The following is an 18,302-nucleotide window of genomic DNA, read 5'->3' on the forward strand; positions in this document are numbered from 1 at the left end:
GATGGCCAGGCGAGCGGATTCGACGCCCGCTGATGGCGCCTGCGCTGGTGTCGGGATGCCTCACTGATGAACCGTCTGAGTCGATTGAGTCGATTGAGTCGGCAAGATCCTGCTTCGGAGACCGACTGCAACAGCCTGTTTCGCCGTCAGATCGACGAGGCTGCGGCCGTCGCGCCGTTCGCCAATCTTGCGTACATGGCGAGTTTGGTCGTGATTCTGACCTACACCGTCCCGCCCGGACGTCAGACGCTCAGGTGGTTGGGCGGCGCCCTCATCTTTCTTGTCCTCGCGAATTCGATTCGAGTATGGATACCGCTTCGCTGGCGACCGTCGAAGCACACACCGCGCTACGACTACGTGGGTCTGCTCGTCGAAGTGATCGTTGTCGCGACCCTAGACGTCGCACTTTTTGCCCTGCTCTTTCACGACATGGACGTCTTCCGCGACTTGGTTCTGATCGCGACGATGGCAGGAATCATGGGCGCCGGGACCGTGACGTTCTCCAGTCTGAGATCGGTGAGCCTGACCTGGATCTACATTCACGGCCTCGGCGTCTTCACTGTTCTCATCGTCCACGCCGAACCCCACTTTCGCGTACTTGCGATTCAGTTGTGCATCTACATGTTTGCGCTCACCGTAGGGGCGGTCTATCTGTCGGCCTCGTTCCAGAGACGTTGTCTCGCAGAGTTTCAGGCGGAATCCGAGCGTCAGACGGTGGCGTTGTTGCTCGACGGTTTCGAAGGCGGTTCCCGCGACTGGCTGTGGGAGTGCGACACCAACGGCCGGTTCTCCCACACCTCGGCACGTCTCGCCGAGGTCGCAGGTATGACGGTGGACGAGTTGCAGCAACTCACCTTCGGGCAACTCCTCACCAGACTCCAGATCGCGTCGAGTCCGGAGGGACGTGCGGCCGCGGCCCAGATGATCGACAAACTCGAATCGAGTGCCCCCTTCCGGGACACCGTCGTGCCGGTGCATGTCGACGGTAGGCGGCGCTGGTGGTCTCTTTCCGGTAATCCGCGGGTTCTCGAATCCGGTGTGATTCTGGGTTGGCGCGGTGTCGGTTCCGACATCACGGAGAGGTATGTCCACGAGCAGGAGATCCTTCGCCTTGCGGCCACCGACTCGTTGACCGGGTTGCCGAACCGTCGTGCGTTCGGTGTGGCGCTCGAGGAAGCGATCAATTCTCGGGCGCCGGACAAGCAGGTTCTCGTCGGGATTCTCGACCTCGACAATTTCAAATCGGTCAACGACACCCTTGGACATCCGATCGGGGACCAATTACTTCTCGAAGTCACGAAACGCCTGCGCAAGGTCGTAGGTTCGGACATGTGCTCGCGGATGGGCGGCGACGAATTCGGGCTGATCGTCTGCACGTCGTCGCGCGACGATCCCGGAGTGATCTTCGATCGGTACCTGGAAGTGCTGCACGAACCATTCTTCGTCGAAGGCAATCGAATAGAAGTGCGGGCCACGATCGGTTACTCCAGCGCGCCCGAGGATTCAACAGACGCAGACGGATTGGTGATGCTGGCGGATCTGGCTCTGTACGAAGCGAAGTCGACGGGGCGCAATCGAGTAGGCAAGTTCTCGCCGCTGCTGCGGGCGAGGGCATCGGCGCGGGCGACTGCGCTCCACGAGCTGGACAGAGGGATCGAGGAAGGGCAGTTCGATCTCCACTATCAGCCTCAAGTCGATACTCAGACCGGTGAAGTGGTGGCCTTCGAGGCTCTTCTGCGGTGGAACCATCCCAGCCGCGGCCTCATCGGGCCCAGCCAGTTCATCTCGGTGGCGGAGGAAACCGGAATGATCATTCCCCTCGGTGCGCAGGCAATGGCGATGGCGACCGCGGCTGCTGCGGGGTGGCCGACCGGAATCGGCGTCTCGGTCAATGTTTCACCAGTGCAGTTGGTGTCGCGAGAGTTCGGTGCGATGGTGAAGAAAGCTCTGACGGATTCGGGCTTGGCTCCGCATCTGCTGCAGCTCGAAATCACCGAGACAGGTGTTGTGGACGATCGCGCGATCCGGGATCTCTACAAGCTGCGTGAGCTCGGGGTTACCGTCGCACTCGACGATTTCGGGACCGGCTATTCTTCCTTCGCCACGCTCCAGAGACTTCCAATCGACGTTCTCAAGATCGATCGCATGCTGGTCACCGACTCGGACGATCCGAAGATGTCCGTGGTGAAGTCCATTGTCGAATTGGCCGCGGCCCTCGGTATGAAATCGTTGGCCGAGGGCGTCGAGACCATCGAGCAGTTCCGCCGCGTTCAGTGGGTCGGGTGTGACCTGGTCCAGGGCTATCACATCAGCAAGGCTCTGACCGCTGAGCGGGTCGATGTGTATCTTGCCGCCACGGACACGGAAACCGGGCGCAGCGTCCACCCACTTACGTGGCTGTGAATCAGATCTGAGCCGAGCGGATCGTATTACCGCCTGCCGCTTTCGCTTGATACATCATCGAATCCGCGACATTTGTCGCCGCCAGGATTGCGGAAGCACCGCCGCTCCACGCCTTCGATTCGGCGGTCATCATCACAGCTCCGACACTCACCGTTGTGGGGATCGCGTCGGAACAATCCGACAGCGCCGCGTTTATCCCTTCGATCAACAGGGTTGTCGATTCGGGATCACCGGCAATGACAGCCAGATATTCTTCTCCGCCCGTACGAGCGATGATTCCGTGTTCGCCGAGATGTGTGCTCAATCGGTTCGCGGTTCTTCTGATGACATGATCGCCTTCGGCATGACCGTGAAGATCATTCACCGTCTTGAATTTGTCGATATCGACGACGACGAAAGCGAGAGACGAAGAATCGTCTCGGGTGCTCTCGAAGAGATCGCCGACTGCCCCTTCCAGTCCCCGACGGTTGAACAGGCCAGTGAGGGGATCGCGGTCCGAATACTGGGCATCGCGGTAGAGAGTGCGCCAGGTCAGGTGCGCAAAAATGGGAACGAGTGTGACAGCTCCGAAAAGAACGGTGCCACGGGCCAGAAGCGTCGTGATATCGACGTCGCCTTCTAGATAGGCAAGAACAAAAACGGTAGTCGTGATGGTCGTCGACCAAACGACATGAGCGACAAGCCACCTTGCGCTGACAAAGAGCGTCGCAAAGGTTCCGGTGACCGCGAAGACGATGCAACCGAAGGTCCCGGACGAGCGATCCGGCACCAGAAGGACTGCGGCCGCGATCCCGAGATCTGCGAATATCCCGAAAGCAAGCAACCCCCGGCGTCCGGGAAATGGTTGTGTGAACCAGCATGCGGCGATTCCCACACACGTGCAGATCATGAAGATCGAAAGTGCTTTGCCGGTTGTGGTCGGCGGCGTATCCGGGCCGATCAATTTGTAGAACGCGGAGAGTCCGAAGATGATCGTCATCATTCCGAGCAAGGTTCGGAAGATCGGAATGATTGCTCGGCCGGATCTCTGGTGCTTTATCCACTCGTAGTCGTGTGGTTCGTTGAACCATTCGTGAAGTGTTTGCCAAGAACTGTGCCCTTCGGAGGCGATGACAGGGCTCGGCATGCTGTCTATTTTGCCTTGAATTTAGGTAAAGAGAAAATCTGTGTTCGACCGGTTCTACCGGTTCGATTTTTTTCGGGGAAGAGGTTCTCTTATCGAGTCGAGCGCTTACTCGATGCTTGTTTCAAGCCTTCTTCGAACTGCTGTGTGCGTTGTTCGAGGCGGTCGCGAACGATACGACTTTTCGCGTACGAGACCTTCTCACCCTGTAAGCGACGAGGATGACTCCCAGCGCGACCAGGCTTTGGACGAACTCCGCGCGCGTCGGTTCGTTGAGACCCATTCCCACCAGGATCACGAGAATCAGGCCGGTGACCACTATCGGTAGGCCGGGATACAACCAGACACGGAATTTCAGAATCTCGGGACTTTCGCGTTCCCATCGGCGTCGGAGGCGTAGTTCGGATACACAGATCAGGATGTAAACGAACAAACAGATTGCGCCGGACGAATTCACGAGGAACAGGAAGATCGTGTCTGGCCAGATGTAACCGGCCGCGATACAGAAATACCCGGCCACGGTGCAGGCGAGTACGCCCTTCACGGGCACGCCGCGACTGTTGGTCCGTGTCATCCATGCCGGCGCGTCGTTGTAGACGGAGAGTGCGAAGAGCATCCGTGACGCCGTGTACAGGCCGGAGTTGAGGCAGGACAGCACAGCGACCAGAACCACGAGATTGAGAATGTCGGCGGCGCCGGGAATGCCGAGCAGGTCGAGTGCGGAGATGAACGGAGAATCGCCGACGACGAACGAATCCCACGGCAGCATCGTCACGAGGAGGAAGGTGGCGACAACGAAGAACGCGAGAATGCGGAAGACGACGGTGTTCGTGGCTCGTCTGATCGCTCCGGCCGGTTCGGCGGATTCCGCTGCGGCGATTGTGACCAGCTCGGCTCCGGTCATGGAGAAGATCACGGCGACAACGCCCACCAGCACGGGGGTGAAGCCGTTCGGCAGAAATCCTCCGTGGCCGGTCAGATTACTGAAATCGACTTCACTGCCGGGCCAGATGCCGAAGACGAACAGACTGCCGAGCACGATGAAGCCGATGATGACGGCGACCTTGATACCTGCAAACCAGTATTCGGCCTCACCGAAGTTGCTGACGGAGAGAAGGTTGACCCCGGTCATCACCAACAGGAGGGTTGCTGACATGAGCCAGAGCGGTACGCCATGGATCCACCGGGAGAGCAGGGTAGCTCCGACGACGGATTCGATGCCGACGACGATCACCCAGAAATACCAGTAGAGCCAGCCCGTGGTGAAACCCGCCCAGTCGCCCAACGCCATTCGCGCGTACTCGGTGAATGATCCCGTACACGGCTTGGCGACGGCCATTTCACCGAGCATGCGCATCACCAGGAACACGATGATGCCGCAGATCGCGCAAGTGATGACTGCGCCGGGGCCGGCCTGGTTGATGATTCCGCTCAGCCCGACGAAGAAACCGGCGCCGATGACACCACCCATGGAAAGCATGGTCAGGTGGCGCTTCTTCAAGCCTGTCTTGAGCGTCGAATGAACGCTGGCGGCTTCGGCTGTTTCGGTGCTGCTGTCGGGCATCTGGGCTCAGCTCCTATTGCATGACGCGATCAGTTCTTTCGGAGAGACGCTAAGCTCGTCGTGTGATCCAGAACATGGACCTGATGTACAAATTGGAACTGAAGACTGTCAGTTCTGTCCACTGCCTTCGGAGGTTCCGGTAATGCCGATGACTGTCCGGCGCTTGGCGGCTACCAGCTCTCTCGGTCTCTCGGTTGTTGCAGGTCATGGCCACGTCGATCTGCCGATCAGTTGGGCGCACGCAATCGAGTTGCAGGATCCGAGTCGATGGCTCGCCGGTGGAGAGCTTGTCATGACGACGGGGCTGCACCTTTCGCGATCGGCGACAAAGCAGTACGAGTACGTCGAGCGCATTGCGCGGACCGGCGCCGTGGCACTGGCATTCGACACCGGCACCGTGCACGAGAAGGTACCGAACGCGATCATCAGGGCCGGCGACGAACTGGGTTTTGCTGTGCTTTCCGTCGCCAAGGCGACGCCGTTCATCGCCATCTCGCGGGCCGTGATCGACGAGCTGACCGCCGACCAGATACGAACGGTGCAGGCGGTGGTCGATGCCCAGGAGAAGTTGGCGCGTGCCCTGCTCGACGGAGTGCCGGTCCTGATCGCTGCACTGGGTCGAGCGGTTCACGCAGCAGTGTGCGTTCTCGATCGGGACGGAGCGGTGCTGGCTCTGACGGAAGGTGCGAGTTCGTCTCTGCCCGAACGCATCAGGGAGCGATCAGGCAAGGAGCGCAGCCGGGTCGTGGTGGACGACGACGGCCATCTGGCCATTCACAAGCTTGCTGTGAGCGGCACGCTGGCGGTGGCGTCCGATGCTGCCTTGGATCAGTCCGAACGACTGCTGGTCGGCCACGCGGTGTCGCTGTTGACCATCGAGCTCGCCAAGCCGTTGCGGGTTGTCGATGCCCAACAACGGCTGAGGTTGGCGGTCGCGACGATGGTGCGCGAGGCTGGCGGCGAAGTAGACGAAAGTCTGTTGCGGTACTTCGGATTCGAATCCGAATCCCCGGTGGTTGCAACTGCCTTGACAGATGTCGGGCCTTTGCTGGCGGCAACCGATATCACTTCAGCGGCCCTCGAAGAAGTGGCGGTGCCGTACCTGTTGGCTCCACTGAATGACGGCACCGGCGTGTGGTTCGTCGTGAAAAGTGAAGTTGCGGAGAAGGTCACGCGCAGTGTGTATGCGAGAGTGCGGGAGAATTCACGCCGGAGTATCAACGGCGGAATCGGTAGCGTCCGGCCGATGAGCGGTGTAGCAGCGAGTCTGCGCGAGGCCGTCTCTGCTGCCAAAGTGGGGCAGGTCGAAGGACACACGCTCGTTCCGTTCTCGGAACTCGGGACTTTCAGTCTCTTGTTGAGTGTGCAGTCGAACGATGTTCTGCAGTCGATCGCGGCCGGCGGCCTCGGTGTGCTGGAAGGCTACGATGCTGAGAACGGTTCCTGTCTGGTGGACTCGATCGAAGCGTTCCTGCACCACAATGGTCAATGGGAGTCCGCTGCAACGCAGTTGGGTGTTCACCGGCACACGCTGCGTAACCGCATGGACAAGGCTGCCGAGTTGATCGGCCGAGATCTCGATTCCGCCCACACTCGGTCCGAGTTGTGGATCGCACTCAAAGCTCGTGAACTGCTGCAGGCGGAATCGAATTCAGATCACGCTCGGCCACCCCTGAGATAGACGGTGGTGGTGTGAGTGAAGAACTCTCGCGCCGCGTCGCCTTGTTCCTTGGGCCCGTATCCACTCTTCTTCGCACCGCCGAAAGGTACGTGAGGATCAGCGCCTGCCGATTCCGAGTTGACGTGCAGGATCCCTACGTCCAGATCATCGATACCGGCAAGTGCGCTGGTCAGATCCTGAGTGAACAACGCTGCGGACAAACCGAATTCGCCCTCGTTCGCCAAGCGGAATGCGTCTGCAGTTGTTGCTGCCCGCTGCACCGCAAGCACCGGGCCGAAAAGTTCCTCGAACCATAGTTCGGTGCTCGCCGACAGTTCCAGCACCGTCGGCCGGACGTAGTGGCCCGATTCAGGCGCTTCGGCGCTGGCCACAACTCTGGCGCCGCCGCCGACGGCTCGATCGATTCCCTCGATGATCGTTTGCTGCGCGTATGCGCTGACCACGGGACCTGTAGTGACGTCGGGATCGAGTGGATCTCCGACTCTCAGTTCTTCGACCTCGACGGTCAGTCTCGCCAAGAATTCCTCGGCGATGGATTCATGGAGCACCAGACGCGAAGTGGCCGTGCATTTCTGGCCGGTTGACCGGAATGCTCCCAACATGACCTGCTCGACTGCAAGCTCGAGATCTGCGTCGGCAAGTACGATGGCTGCGTTCTTTCCACCCATTTCCGCCTGGGCCGGAACTCCGCGCGCTGCAGCAGATCCCGCGATTCTTCGGCCGACGCCGGTGGAACCGGTAAAGGTGATGGCGTCGAGGTCCGGGTGGTCGACCAGCGCTTCACCTGCTGCGCTGTCGGCAAGGATCATGTTCAGGACGCCGTCGGGTAGGCCCGCTTCGGTCAATGCCTGCGCGAGACGGAAGGCCAGAAGGGGCACCGCGGCAGCCGGTTTCCAGACAACAGTGTTTCCGTACACCAAGGCGGGCGCAATCTTCCACGCCGGGATCGCGATCGGGAAGTTGAACGGCGTGACGACGCCTACCACGCCGAGAGGTTTGCGAGTGACAAGAATCTGCTCGCCGCTACGTGGGGAGGAATACACCGTCCCGGACTCGCGGTCTGCGGCGTTGCCGTAGTAACGCAGAATCTGCGCAGCCCGGCGCACTTCTCCGATACCCTCGGCCAGCGTTTTCCCCTCTTCACGGGTGAGTTCTTCGCCCCAGGCATCGGCGTTGGTTTCGATGATTTCCGCTGCGCGAGTGAGGTATGCGCCGCGTTCGGACATCGGTAGGCGCGCCCAGTCGTTCGCGGCGATGCGGGCGATGCGAACACCGGTCGCCATTTCAGATGCGCCGGCGCGGCCTCCGGTGGCGACAACTTCGTCCGGGCGGGCCGGGTTGGTGTCCGTCAGTGTGCCTTCGCTACCCGTGACCCAAGCTCCGCCGATCAAGCTGTGAACAACGACGCTCATCGGACTGCTGTCGACGCTCATCGGACTGCTGTCACAGCGTCGCGAAGGATGCCCAGTCCTTCGGCCAGCAATTCGTCGGAGATGCTCAGCGGCGGGAGGAATCGAACGACGTTTCCGTAGGTGCCGGCAGCGAGGAGAAGTAGGCCGTGCGCGTGGGCGTAGCTGACGATCTGGGCGACGGCCTCGCGATTGGGAGCCTTGTCTTCGTCGTGGATCAGCTCGATTGCAATCATGGCGCCGCGTCCACGAATGTCGCCGATTATATTTGTGTCCGAAGCGATTTCGGACAGCCCTGTGGTCAGGATTTCGCCGATGTCCTTTGCGCGGTCGAGGAGGCCTTCCACCTCGATCGTCTCGAAAACTGCCAGGGCGGCCTCGCAAGCTACGGGATTGCCGCTGTACGTACCGCCGATACCACCGGGATGCGCGGCGTCCATGACGTCGGCACGGCCGGTCACGGCGGCGAGTGGCATTCCGCCGGCGAGACCTTTTGCAGTTGTGATGATGTCGGGGACGAAGTCCTCACTCTCGCTGGCGAACCAGGCTCCGGTTCGAGCGATACCGGTCTGGACCTCGTCCGCGACGACGAGAATGCCCCGCTCACGGCAGAATTCGGCGATGCGCTTCAGGAATCCCGGAGCGGGAACGATGAAACCTCCCTCACCCTGAATCGGTTCCACGACCACAGCGGCTACCGATTCGGCACCGATCTGAGTGTCGATCGCAAGACGGAATTGGGCGAATGCTTCGTCGGCAGCGTTTTCGGGGCCGCTCGGCCAACGGTAGGGGTAGGCCATCGGAACCCGGTAGACCTCTGGTGCGAACGGGCCGAATGTGGCCTTGTACGGCTGGTTCTTGGCCGTCATCGTCATGGTCATCAACGTGCGACCGTGGAATGCGTGGTCGAAGACGACAACTGCCGGGCGACCGGTGGCGGCACGTGCGTATTTCACGGCGTTCTCGAGCGCCTCGCTGCCGGTGTTGAACAGCGCTGTTCGCTTCTCGTGATCTCCCGGGGTCAGGCGGTTGAGCGCTTCGCAGACCTCGACGTACCCCTCGTAGGGGTTTGCGAGGAAACACGTATGGGTGAACTGACCGAGCTGGCGTGTGGTGCGTTCGACCACGCGCGGCGCACTGTTTCCGACGGTGGTCACGGCGATGCCGCTGCCGAAGTCGATGAACGAGTTGTCGTCGACGTCGACGACAACTCCTCCGCCCGCTGCAGCTACGTAAATGCTGGATCCGCTGGTCAGTCCGGCCGGCAGTGCGGCGCTCCGGCGCTTCGCCAAAGTGCGTGAGTTGGGGCCAGGCACTTCGGTGACGAGGCGTCGTACCTGGGGAAGGGCCGGTCCACCGGTGCACGTTTCCGTGCCGTGCTCGAGAATGGTCATCGCAGTGCCTCCAGTTGTTTTCCGAACTGTAGGACGGCGATTAATGGACCGGACATGGCCGGATTGTCGAGTGGCTTCTATCTCATAGGACGCCGCGTCCAGCTAGTTACTTCGCGAAACTGGCGAGGAACCGCTGCAACAGTGGGTTGTAGATCTCGGGTGCTTCCCAGAACGCTGCATGCCCGACTCCCGGGATCACGTGGTAGGTGCCCTCCCAGAGATTCGCGAAGGTCAACGACGCGACATAGGACGTGTTCACGAACGGGTCCTCGGCGCCGTCGATCACCGCGAGTGGCACAGACGCCGTTGCAACCAGAGCCTTCTGATCCGATTCGCGGCCGGCGCCGAATGCGTCGAACATGATCTTGCGAGCGCGCCCGTCCGTGCGTATCGCGGCGTCGAGGGCGGACTGCTCGAAGGGAACGGCGGTCATCCGTGCGTAGAGTTCGGCTTCCTGCGCGGTGATGACCTCGGTGCCGCCGATGGACAATCCGTCGCCGGCATTGAATGCGTCGCCGAGCGTCTCGGGATTTGCCGGCGGCGTACCGGTGATGACGACTCCGGTGAGCCCGGGGAATTTCGCGATCAACTCGAGGGCGATGTGTCCGCCGAGCGACCACCCGACGACAACCGCTCGTTCGACGCCGAGTTCGGCCAGAACATCGACGATGGCGTCGGCGTAACCGTTCTGCGTGTACGCGGCTTCGGGTTCGCTCGCGTCCTCGGAGTCGCCGTGGCCGAGCAGGTCCAGAGTGATCATGCGGTAGTCGCCCGCCCAGCCGGCGTCGACCTGATGACGGAAGATGGAGCGGCTGGCCGAGTTTCCGTGGATGAAGACAACCGGGAAACCATCGGTGGCACTGTCGTCGACTGCCATGACGCCATGCCGGGTTTCGATCTTGGTGGTTGTCATCGGAATCCTCATCGTTCGAAGTGCACGGTCAGCGGGTATCCACGCTACCGGGCATATGCGGCATAGAGTTCACCCGTGGACTTCGCATTGCGCTCGTGCAGTTGGCACGGTCACGAGACCTACGCTCCGGACGAACCTGAGCTGCGGGATCGACTACATGTGGACACTGCGGTGGGCCAGGCATGGCGGTGCCTACGTTGCGGCAACTTCGTCCCGGGAGCGCCGCGAGCGTCCGGGCCGGCGGACGCCGCTCCCGAGGTTCCGCGGGGACGGCTGCTTCGCGACCGGTTGATCATGCGACTTCTTGCCACCGAGAGAATGTTCCGCGCTCTGGGGTTGGTTCTTCTCGCGATCGGGGTGTTCAAACTCAGATCGTCGAAGGGGCGCGTCGAGGACGCCTTCGAGAACGAATTGCCGTTGATCAGACCATTGGCCCGCCAGCTGGGTTGGAACATCGACGATTCCAAACTGGTCCATCACATCGAGCAGGCGTTTTCGTTGTCGGCGACGACGCTCACCTGGATCGCGGTCGGTCTGTTGGTCTACGCCGGCCTGCAAGTGATCGAGGCCGTTGGGCTGTGGATGGTCAAACGCTGGGGCGAGTACTTCGCAGTGGTGGCGACCAGCTTGTTCCTGCCCCTCGAAATCTACGAATTGACCGAGAAGATCACGTGGTTGAGGGCCGGGCTGCTGCTGGTGAACGTCGCCGCCGTCGTGTGGCTGATCTGGAGCAAGCGGCTATTCGGTGTCCGCGGCGGCGGCGCGGCGTATCACGCCGAACATTCGGAGGAGAGCCTGATGACGGTGGAGCGGGCCGCGGTCAAACAGGCTTCGTGAGACCGGCTTTCGACGCGGCAGCACCAGCCAGTGTTGCTGCCCCGATCGTGATCATGGCGGCGAGGAGGATGGCTGCGGGTTCACCGTCGCCCATCACCCCCAATTGAGTGCCCACCGTCACTGCGGCAACCGGTACTCCCAGTTGTGCGGCGGACAGCACGCCGAGAGGGAGCGGAAGACCGAGGACGCGTATCGCGGCGTGAACCACGAGAGTTGCTCCGCCCAAGACCAATCCGAGCCAGATGGCGGACGGATGGGTGACGAGGTCGCGCAGATTGATCGCCGCTCCCAACCAGACGAAGAAGAGGGGCGCGAAGAAGCCGTCGGTGATCGCGAAGAGTTGTTTGGCGAGACGGCGGGGTTCGCCGATCGCGGCCAGGACAAGTCCGAAGGCGAAGCCCGCGAGCATGATCGACACGTGAGTGCTGGAGGCCAGCGCTGCCAGAGAAAAGAGGATCACCAGATTGATCCGGAGTTCGAGTGCAAACTTTCGTTTCTCCGAGAATTTGTGGAGCTTTCGCCAATGGCCGGACCGGTGGAAGGCTCGCAGTACGAAGAACAAGGCAACCGCACACGCCGCCACCGCCAATGCGCCGACACCGGCACGAGGGGCATTGTCCGGATCGATCACCAGAGGCAGCGCGACAATGCAGACGGTGTCCGCGATCGCGACCTGGGCAGTCATCTGCAGAACCGAGGTTCCACCGAGCCCCAGCGAATCGACGATGGGGAGAATCAACGCCGCGGACGACGACGCGATCAGGACCGCGTACAGCGCGGCGTGACCGGTGCCGAATGCCGTCGCCGCACCGTAGCCGGCAACCACCGACAGGAGTCCGACGACAACCGAGCGAACGGCACCCTTGCCGATTGCCGCACGAACTGCCGGATCGCGGACCGGGACGTGTGAGCCGGCCACCATCATCGTGAGCGCGAACCCGATATCGGCCAGGAACGTGAAAGTCTGGTCCGAAGAGTCGAGCAGCCCGAAACCGGTGACACCGAAGACGACGCCCGCGGCAAGTTCGCCGACCACCACGGGGACATGCCAACTGGCGCGAGCGCCGAGCAGCGGACCGAGGATGCCGGCCAGCGCGACGAGGGCAAGGATGCCGAAGGTCATCGACGACCTACGACGTCACTGTCGAGGGAGCGATCTTTGCAGGGATGCCGGTGTTCTCGTCCACGTGGTAGCTCGCACAGACACGGTGGTAGCCGTCGGCGATCTGCGCCGGTACTCCGGCGCGGAAGTCTCCCTGCACCAGCAGGATCGGAGACAGCGCGATCCCCTTGCGGATCTTCAACAGGTCGGCAGCAACGTGCGGGTTGTCGACCGGGAGCAGGGGTAGCCCGGCGGCCCGCAGGATGTCCTTGGCCTTCTTCGAGACCAGCGTCGCCGTCTTGAGGGCGTACACGAGAGCTTGGACCTGAACCGGTGTCGCGCCCAACTGGAGGTAATCGCGGGCCGCCGGGTAGTCGTGCTCGTCCGGCAGGTCCTTCCAGAGAACGGCAGGAGCCTTCTCGGCTACCTTCGGCTCTGCTGTCTTGGGAGCCTTCGGCTGGGCTGGCTTCGGCGCCTTCGGCTGGGCTGCCTTCGACGTTTTGCTCTTGGCCATCTGTGCTGTTTCCTTCAGTGTCGGTCCGCGAGTGGAGCTGGTGCAGAAATCGTGCACTATCAGCGCCGCAGGCACCACATCGGAGCTGTTTGGCCCCCTAGGCGGCGGGTAATCAGCAGACTGCGGGGGAACGAGCAGGAGGCGAAGCAATGAAGCGGATTCTCGCAGTGCTCGCAGCGCTGATCCTGGCGGTGTTCGCACTGACCGCGTGCAGTGACAACAACGATTCGTCGGACAACGATTCGGCCGATCACGACGGCATGGCGATGACCAGTATGTCGATGACCAGCATGCCGACCAGTATGTCGATGCCGAGTATGCCTCTGGGTATGTCGACGCCGGGAGCGTCGTCGATGGGAATCGTGATCAGCGGTTTCGGATATTCGACGCCGGAGTCGGTGATGCCCGGACAGGTACTGACCATTCAGAACAACGACACCGTCGAGCACTCGGTCACGTCCGATACCTCAGGGTTGTTCAACGAGGACATCGAAGCGGGTGAGACGGAAACCATCACGGTGCCGAACGAGCCGGGAACGTACACGTTCCACTGCACCTACCACCCGAGTATGCGCGGCACCTTGACGGTCAAGTAGTGGTCGGCCCGTCCGGCGTAGCTTTTGCTCCGGAAACTTCGGCGGCGCGCACCCGATCAGGCTGGTGGAGAACAGATCCGGGTGTACGGTTTTCAGGTGCGCCGGAGAATAGCGATCAGTGTCGTCACGCTCGTGGTTTGTGCCCTCGGCTTTTCGCCGCCGGCGCTCGCGGATTCACCGAACGGCTCGTATTCGTCACAGCTGCTGTACTTCTCGGTCGATGTCGGGCCTGAACTCTCGACGCCGTGCACCGTCGTCGGTGAACTTTTTGTTCCCGACGGCGTCGATGCGGACAACCCAGCGCCCGCGATCCTGACCACCAACGGGTTCGGTGGTTCGTACAAGGACCAGATTCCCGCGCTGCAGAACTTCGCCGAGAACGGGTATGTCGGACTGACGTATTCGGGATTGGGTTTCGGTGGCTCGAGTTGCAAGGTCACACTCGACTCTCCCGCGTACGACGGCGTCGCCGCCTCCCAGTTGGTCAGCTTCCTCGGCGGCCAAGAAGGGATTGCCTTCACGGATCAGGCTCTGACGCAGCCCTATCCGGCGCTCACCGCGGTGGTACAGGACTCCGTCGATCACACCGGTGCACCGTCGACGAACGACCCGCGGGTCGGAATGACGGGTGGCTCCTACGGCGGCGGGATTCAATTCGCCGCCGCGAGTGTCGATCCCCGTATCGACACGATCATCCCCATGATCACCTGGAACGATCTCTCGTATTCTCTGGCGCCCAACAGCACGGGAATCATCTCCGGTGTGTCGACAGCGGAGCCGGGAGCTGCGAAGGTGCTCTTTGCATCGCTGCTCTTCGGCGCGGGCATCGCGAATCCCGGTGTGGACGGCTACATCGCAGATCCCGCACGGCTACCCGGCTGCCCGAACTACGTCCCTTACATGTGCAACGCGATCGCCGAGGCGGTGGTGACCGGCGACATCGGACCGCAGGTAGTGAGTGAGCTCCGAGCGTCGTCGGTCTCGTCGTTCGTCGACCGGATCAACATTCCGGTACTGCTTGCTCAGGGACAACAGGACACCCTGTTCGATCTGAACGAGGCAACCGCGACTTACGACGCGCTGAAGGATCGTGGCGTCGATGCCAAGATGATCTGGCATTCGTGGGGGCACAGCCATTTGGCCGCTGCGCCCGGCGAATTCAGCTTTTCCGCTCCCGACGAAGACGCGCAATACGAAACCGGTCGCTTCATGGACTGGTTCGATCACTACCTCAAGGACGAGAACACGGAGACGGGACCGGAATTCGCGTATTTCCGTAACTGGATCGACTACGAGGGAAACGCGGCGCCGGCATACGCGACGTCCGACACCGTCGATGTCGGGACCGCCCGCGCCTTCCATCTGTCCGCTGACGGGGGACTGCTGCCGGACGGCACGCCGGTGATACCTGGTCCGAAGACGATCGTCACGGCACCGGGTGGGCTGCCGACAGGCGTCGAGCCGCTCAATATCAATCCGGCCGGAAACATTCCGAATGCACAGATTCCGGGAACCGAGGCGCTCTGGACCACTGCGCCGATGACCGAGGCAATGGACGTGGTGGGAGCCCCCACTGTGACGCTGCGTGTTGCGGCGCCCGGACAGCCGGTGGTGTTCGCGAAACTCTACGACGTGGCCCCGGACGGAACTTCCTCGCTGATCAACGGACTGATTGCGCCTATACGTATCAGTGATCCGTCCCAACCGGTACCGGTGACGATGCCGGCGATAGTGCATCGATTCGAGCCGGGACATTCCGTGCGTTTCGCGATCACCGGTGGTGACATCAGTTTCCGTGGGGGACTGCAAGGTATGCCGGTGACGATCTTTGCCGACGGTTCCGGCCCCCTCGAACTTCCCGTCGTGAGCTGAAACACCGTGGGCTGAATTTCAGCGGGTGATGGTTCGACTGTCGCCGCGGAACTCGGCCACGACGGTGTCGCCGTTGCGAACGGTCACGTCGTAGATCCCACTTCGACCGCCTCGTGCCTTCTCGGTGGCGACCGCGGTCAAGGTGTCGCCCAGACGGGTCGGACGTAGAAATCGGATGTCCGCGCGCGCTGCAACGGCTGAATCCTCGTAGCCGTTGCAGGCGAGCGCAAACGCGGTGTCCGCGAGCAGGAAAACATAACCACCGTGTGTGATTCCGTGACCGTTCACCATGGTTTCGCCCACGGTGACGGTCACGGTAGCGCTACCGGGCGCCAGCTCGGAAATCTCGATACCGAGTGCCTGCGACGCCTGGTCCGCGTCGAACATCTCTCTGGCGGTGATGCTTCCTGTACTCACGAGACAACTCCTGTGGGATCGGAGAATTGCAGGGGTCTAGAGGACCGAGACAACTTCCTGGACGTACATGTCGACTGTGCCGGTGGCAAAGTTTGCGACATCTTTTCCTGCGGCGCCCATCTCCGGGGACTTCAGGCCGCTCTGCATCGTCTCGAGATCGGGAAACACCAGGTTGGCGACGGCGTAGAAGACTGGATCGGAGCCGTCAAGCGTCGAGCACTTGCTGAACGTGAAGTCCGAGAGTCCTGGCACTGCGCTGGCGAGCGGGACGTGGATCTCGTTGTAGTACTTGTCGAAAGCCTCCGGATCGGTGGGGCGTCCGTAACATACTGCTACTCGATAGGTCATGTGCTTTCAATTCCCTTCGGGGCGAGTCTTGGCTACCAGAGTCAGGACGTCGTATGTCGCGACCGGATCGTTGTCCTGGTTCGTCACCACGGCATCCCAACGAACCTCACCGTAGTCGGCGCTGCTGCGAGGTGTGATGGTCTTGGCTGTGAGGGTGACCGTCAGGCTGTCTTCGGCTTTCACCGGGGTCAGGAACCTGAGGCTGTCCACGCCGAAGTTCGCGAGAACCGGGCCGGGAGCCGGGTCGACGAACAGACCGGCAGCGAGTGAGACAACCAGATAGCCGTGTGCGACGATGCCGCCGAACAGCGGGTTCGCCGCTGCGGCCACCGGATCGGTGTGTGCGTAGAAGGTGTCACCGGTGAACTCTGCAAAATGATCGATGTCTGCGAGTGTGACCTGGCGCGGACCGCCGACAACGGTGTCGCCGATCTTCAACTCGGCGAGACTCTTTCGGAATGGATGTTCGGATCCGGTCGTGCGCGCTGACCCGGTGAACCAGCGCTCGCCGACCGCGGTGAGCACGTCGGGTGTGCCCTGCACGGCCGTCCGCTGCATGTGGTGTAGAACTCCGCGGATGCCACCCAGCTCCTCACCGCCGCCGGCACGGCCCGGACCGCCGTGTACGAGGACTGGAAGGGGAGAGCCGTGGCCGGTGGATTCCTTGGCATCGTCGCGGTTCAGGACGAGCACTCTGCCGTGAAAAGCTGCGAGGCCCAGCACCAGTCGACGTGCGATGTCGGTGTCGGCAGTGACCACCGAGGCGACGAGGCTTCCCTCGCCACGGGCCGCGAGTTCGATCGCATGATCGATGCCGTCGTATCCGATGACGGTGCTGACGGGTCCGAAGGCCTCCAGCTCGTGTACCTCGTGCGCATTCTCTTCCGCCCGGAGAAGGACAGGGGAAAGGAAGGCCCCTGACTGGCCGTCGGCACCGATCACGTCGACGTTGTCCGGGTCTCCGAATACGATAGTTGCCGACTTCGTCAGACCGCGAATGGATTTCAAGACTTCGTCGCGCTGCTCGATGCTGGCGAGCGCACCCATCGTGACGCCGTCGGCATCGGGGTGTCCCACGACCACTTTGTTCAGTCGCTTGGATGCGGCATCGACAACGGCGTCGACCAGCGAGACCGGCACCAGGGCGCGCCGGATCGCCGTGCACTTCTGACCCGCCTTGACTGTCATTTCGGTGACGAGTTGTTTGACGTACAAATCGAATTCGGGCGTTCCTGGTACGGCGTCCTCGCCAAGGATCGACGCGTTGAGTGAATCGGCCTCGGCATTGAAATGGACGCCCTTGCCGACGACGTTCGGGTGAGCACGCAGCGTTGCGGCGGTGTCGGCGGATCCGGTGAATGCCACTGAGTCCTGCCCGCCGAGGTGATCGAGGAGGCCCCGTGCACTACCGGAGAGCAGTTGGACGGAACCCTCCGGGAGCAAGCCTGATTCGATGATGCGCCGGAAGACGAGTTCGGTGAGATATGCCGTGGAACTGGCAGGTTTGACGATGGACGGCACACCCGCGATGAATGCCGGTGCCAGCTTCTCCAGGAACCCCCACACCGGGAAATTGAAGGCGTTGATCTGTACGGCGACGCCGCGGCGTGACGTATAGATGTGTTGCCCGAGGAAAGTTCCGCCCTTGCCCAGAGCTTCGACGTTTCCATCCAGAAAGACTGTGCTGTCGGGCAATTCGCGGCGAGCCTTGCTCGCGTAGCTCAGCAGGGTTCCGAATCCACCGTCGATGTCCACGCCGGAATCTCGCGTCGTCGCGCCGGTGGCAGTGGAGAGTGTGTAGAACTCGGCTTTTCCTGCCATCAACGTGAGGGCGAGAGCCTTGAGCGCGCCGGCACGTTCATGGAAGGTCATCGCAGACAGTGCAGGCCCGCCGACCTCGCGTGCGTACGTAACCATCTCGGCGAGGTCGACGCCGGTTGCGGAGATCCGGGCCACCTCCGATCCGTCCACTGCGCTCGGCAACGGGGTACCTGCGTCCGGTGCGGCGTACCAGCGACCGGTTACATAGCTTTCCAACAGTCTGCTCACGACAACTCCATCTCACCGTACGTTCGGTCGGTAATTACGATCGCCCGGTAACGCCGCGTTGTCAAGGATTCGGCAGAACT

The 18,302-nt window shown here is 61.8% G+C and carries 15 protein-coding genes; 5 read left to right on the forward strand and 10 right to left on the reverse strand.

Annotated features, from left to right (window positions below; translation table 11 throughout):
* Positions 1–66: 66 nt before the first annotated feature.
* Entirely contained in the window at positions 67–2,403 is a 2,337-nt protein-coding gene (locus tag AC1DVN_RS25380; protein WP_021331710.1) for a putative bifunctional diguanylate cyclase/phosphodiesterase, read from the forward strand.
* A gap of 1 nt (position 2,404) precedes the next feature.
* Here AC1DVN_RS25380 and AC1DVN_RS25385 read toward each other — a convergent pair whose 3' ends face one another.
* Together AC1DVN_RS25385 and AC1DVN_RS25390 are read right to left on the reverse strand one after the other, a co-directional pair.
* Positions 2,405–3,529, reverse strand: coding sequence for a GGDEF domain-containing protein (locus tag AC1DVN_RS25385; RefSeq protein ID WP_259118329.1), 1,125 nt, complete (start codon positions 3,527–3,529; stop codon positions 2,405–2,407).
* A 121-nt stretch (positions 3,530–3,650) separates the two neighbouring features.
* Positions 3,651–5,090: an amino acid permease gene (locus AC1DVN_RS25390; protein WP_283567243.1), complete on the reverse strand. Its 1,440-nt coding sequence runs from the start codon at positions 5,088–5,090 to the stop codon at positions 3,651–3,653.
* A 148-nt stretch (positions 5,091–5,238) separates the two neighbouring features.
* On the opposite strand from AC1DVN_RS25390, the gene AC1DVN_RS25395 reads away from it, so the two are divergent.
* Complete coding sequence (locus AC1DVN_RS25395; RefSeq protein WP_477994332.1) at positions 5,239–6,771, forward strand: PucR family transcriptional regulator; 1,533 nt, start codon at positions 5,239–5,241, stop codon at positions 6,769–6,771.
* Here AC1DVN_RS25395 and AC1DVN_RS25400 read toward each other — a convergent pair.
* From AC1DVN_RS25400 to AC1DVN_RS25410, 3 genes are all read right to left on the reverse strand, one after another.
* Entirely contained in the window at positions 6,747–8,183 is a 1,437-nt protein-coding gene (locus AC1DVN_RS25400) for an aldehyde dehydrogenase family protein (RefSeq protein ID WP_477994355.1), read from the reverse strand. The two genes, AC1DVN_RS25395 and AC1DVN_RS25400, sit on opposite strands and share 25 nt — an antisense overlap.
* A gap of 17 nt (positions 8,184–8,200) precedes the next feature.
* Positions 8,201–9,574, reverse strand: coding sequence for a 4-aminobutyrate--2-oxoglutarate transaminase (gene gabT / locus AC1DVN_RS25405; protein WP_021331715.1), 1,374 nt, complete (start codon positions 9,572–9,574; stop codon positions 8,201–8,203).
* A 106-nt stretch (positions 9,575–9,680) separates the two neighbouring features.
* The gene (locus AC1DVN_RS25410; protein ID WP_019745770.1) at positions 9,681–10,487 is read right to left on the reverse strand and encodes an alpha/beta fold hydrolase; all 807 of its coding nucleotides are present in this window, start codon (positions 10,485–10,487) and stop codon (positions 9,681–9,683) included.
* 75 nt (positions 10,488–10,562) lie between these two features.
* On the opposite strand from AC1DVN_RS25410, the gene AC1DVN_RS25415 reads away from it, so the two are divergent.
* Positions 10,563–11,324, forward strand: a complete 762-nt coding sequence (locus AC1DVN_RS25415; RefSeq protein WP_021331716.1) for a DUF2127 domain-containing protein — start codon at positions 10,563–10,565, stop codon at positions 11,322–11,324.
* Here the strand turns inward: AC1DVN_RS25415 and AC1DVN_RS25420 are convergent.
* Together AC1DVN_RS25420 and AC1DVN_RS25425 are read right to left on the reverse strand one after the other, a co-directional pair.
* On the reverse strand, positions 11,308–12,447 hold the full coding sequence (locus AC1DVN_RS25420; RefSeq protein ID WP_019745768.1) for a cation:proton antiporter: 1,140 nt from the start codon (positions 12,445–12,447) through the stop codon (positions 11,308–11,310). The two genes, AC1DVN_RS25415 and AC1DVN_RS25420, sit on opposite strands and share 17 nt — an antisense overlap.
* A 7-nt stretch (positions 12,448–12,454) precedes the next feature.
* Positions 12,455–12,817, reverse strand: coding sequence for a hypothetical protein (locus AC1DVN_RS25425; RefSeq protein WP_029537164.1), 363 nt, complete (start codon positions 12,815–12,817; stop codon positions 12,455–12,457).
* Positions 12,818–13,089: 272 nt separating this feature from the next.
* Here AC1DVN_RS25425 and AC1DVN_RS25430 point away from each other — a divergent pair, with 272 nt between their 5' ends.
* Positions 13,090–13,536 (forward strand): cupredoxin domain-containing protein, encoded by a 447-nt coding sequence (locus AC1DVN_RS25430; protein ID WP_019745766.1) that lies wholly within the window; start codon positions 13,090–13,092, stop codon positions 13,534–13,536.
* Positions 13,537–13,617: 81 nt separating this feature from the next.
* Positions 13,618–15,408, forward strand: a complete 1,791-nt coding sequence (locus tag AC1DVN_RS25435) for a CocE/NonD family hydrolase (protein WP_477994333.1) — start codon at positions 13,618–13,620, stop codon at positions 15,406–15,408.
* Positions 15,409–15,426: 18 nt separating this feature from the next.
* On the opposite strand, the gene paaI is transcribed toward AC1DVN_RS25435, so the two are convergent.
* From paaI to paaZ, 3 genes are all read right to left on the reverse strand, one after another.
* Complete coding sequence (paaI, locus tag AC1DVN_RS25440; RefSeq protein WP_046380079.1) at positions 15,427–15,795, reverse strand: hydroxyphenylacetyl-CoA thioesterase PaaI; 369 nt, start codon at positions 15,793–15,795, stop codon at positions 15,427–15,429.
* A 66-nt stretch (positions 15,796–15,861) separates the two neighbouring features.
* Positions 15,862–16,173 (reverse strand): EthD family reductase, encoded by a 312-nt coding sequence (locus tag AC1DVN_RS25445; RefSeq protein ID WP_003943191.1) that lies wholly within the window; start codon positions 16,171–16,173, stop codon positions 15,862–15,864.
* Positions 16,174–16,179: 6 nt separating this feature from the next.
* Positions 16,180–18,222, reverse strand: a complete 2,043-nt coding sequence (paaZ, locus tag AC1DVN_RS25450) for a phenylacetic acid degradation bifunctional protein PaaZ (protein ID WP_477994334.1) — start codon at positions 18,220–18,222, stop codon at positions 16,180–16,182.
* Positions 18,223–18,302 lie beyond the last annotated feature (80 nt).

The organism is Rhodococcus sp. P4_E4, assembly GCF_056401575.1.

What these genes read in the sequence shown, in the direction of transcription:
- AC1DVN_RS25380 (WP_021331710.1), top strand. Translation starts at nt 67, where the DNA reads ATGAACCGTCTGAGTCGATTGAGTCGATTGAGTCGGCAAGATCCTGCT.
- AC1DVN_RS25385 (WP_259118329.1), bottom strand. Translation starts at nt 3,529, where the DNA reads ATGCCGAGCCCTGTCATCGCCTCCGAAGGGCACAGTTCTTGGCAAACA.
- AC1DVN_RS25390 (WP_283567243.1), bottom strand. Translation starts at nt 5,090, where the DNA reads ATGCCCGACAGCAGCACCGAAACAGCCGAAGCCGCCAGCGTTCATTCG.
- AC1DVN_RS25395 (WP_477994332.1), top strand. Translation starts at nt 5,239, where the DNA reads ATGACTGTCCGGCGCTTGGCGGCTACCAGCTCTCTCGGTCTCTCGGTT.
- AC1DVN_RS25400 (WP_477994355.1), bottom strand. Translation starts at nt 8,183, where the DNA reads ATGAGCGTCGTTGTTCACAGCTTGATCGGCGGAGCTTGGGTCACGGGT.
- gabT (WP_021331715.1), bottom strand. Translation starts at nt 9,574, where the DNA reads ATGACCATTCTCGAGCACGGCACGGAAACGTGCACCGGTGGACCGGCC.
- AC1DVN_RS25410 (WP_019745770.1), bottom strand. Translation starts at nt 10,487, where the DNA reads ATGACAACCACCAAGATCGAAACCCGGCATGGCGTCATGGCAGTCGAC.
- AC1DVN_RS25420 (WP_019745768.1), bottom strand. Translation starts at nt 12,447, where the DNA reads ATGACCTTCGGCATCCTTGCCCTCGTCGCGCTGGCCGGCATCCTCGGT.
- AC1DVN_RS25430 (WP_019745766.1), top strand. Translation starts at nt 13,090, where the DNA reads ATGAAGCGGATTCTCGCAGTGCTCGCAGCGCTGATCCTGGCGGTGTTC.
- paaI (WP_046380079.1), bottom strand. Translation starts at nt 15,795, where the DNA reads ATGTTCGACGCGGACCAGGCGTCGCAGGCACTCGGTATCGAGATTTCC.
- AC1DVN_RS25445 (WP_003943191.1), bottom strand. Translation starts at nt 16,173, where the DNA reads ATGACCTATCGAGTAGCAGTATGTTACGGACGCCCCACCGATCCGGAG.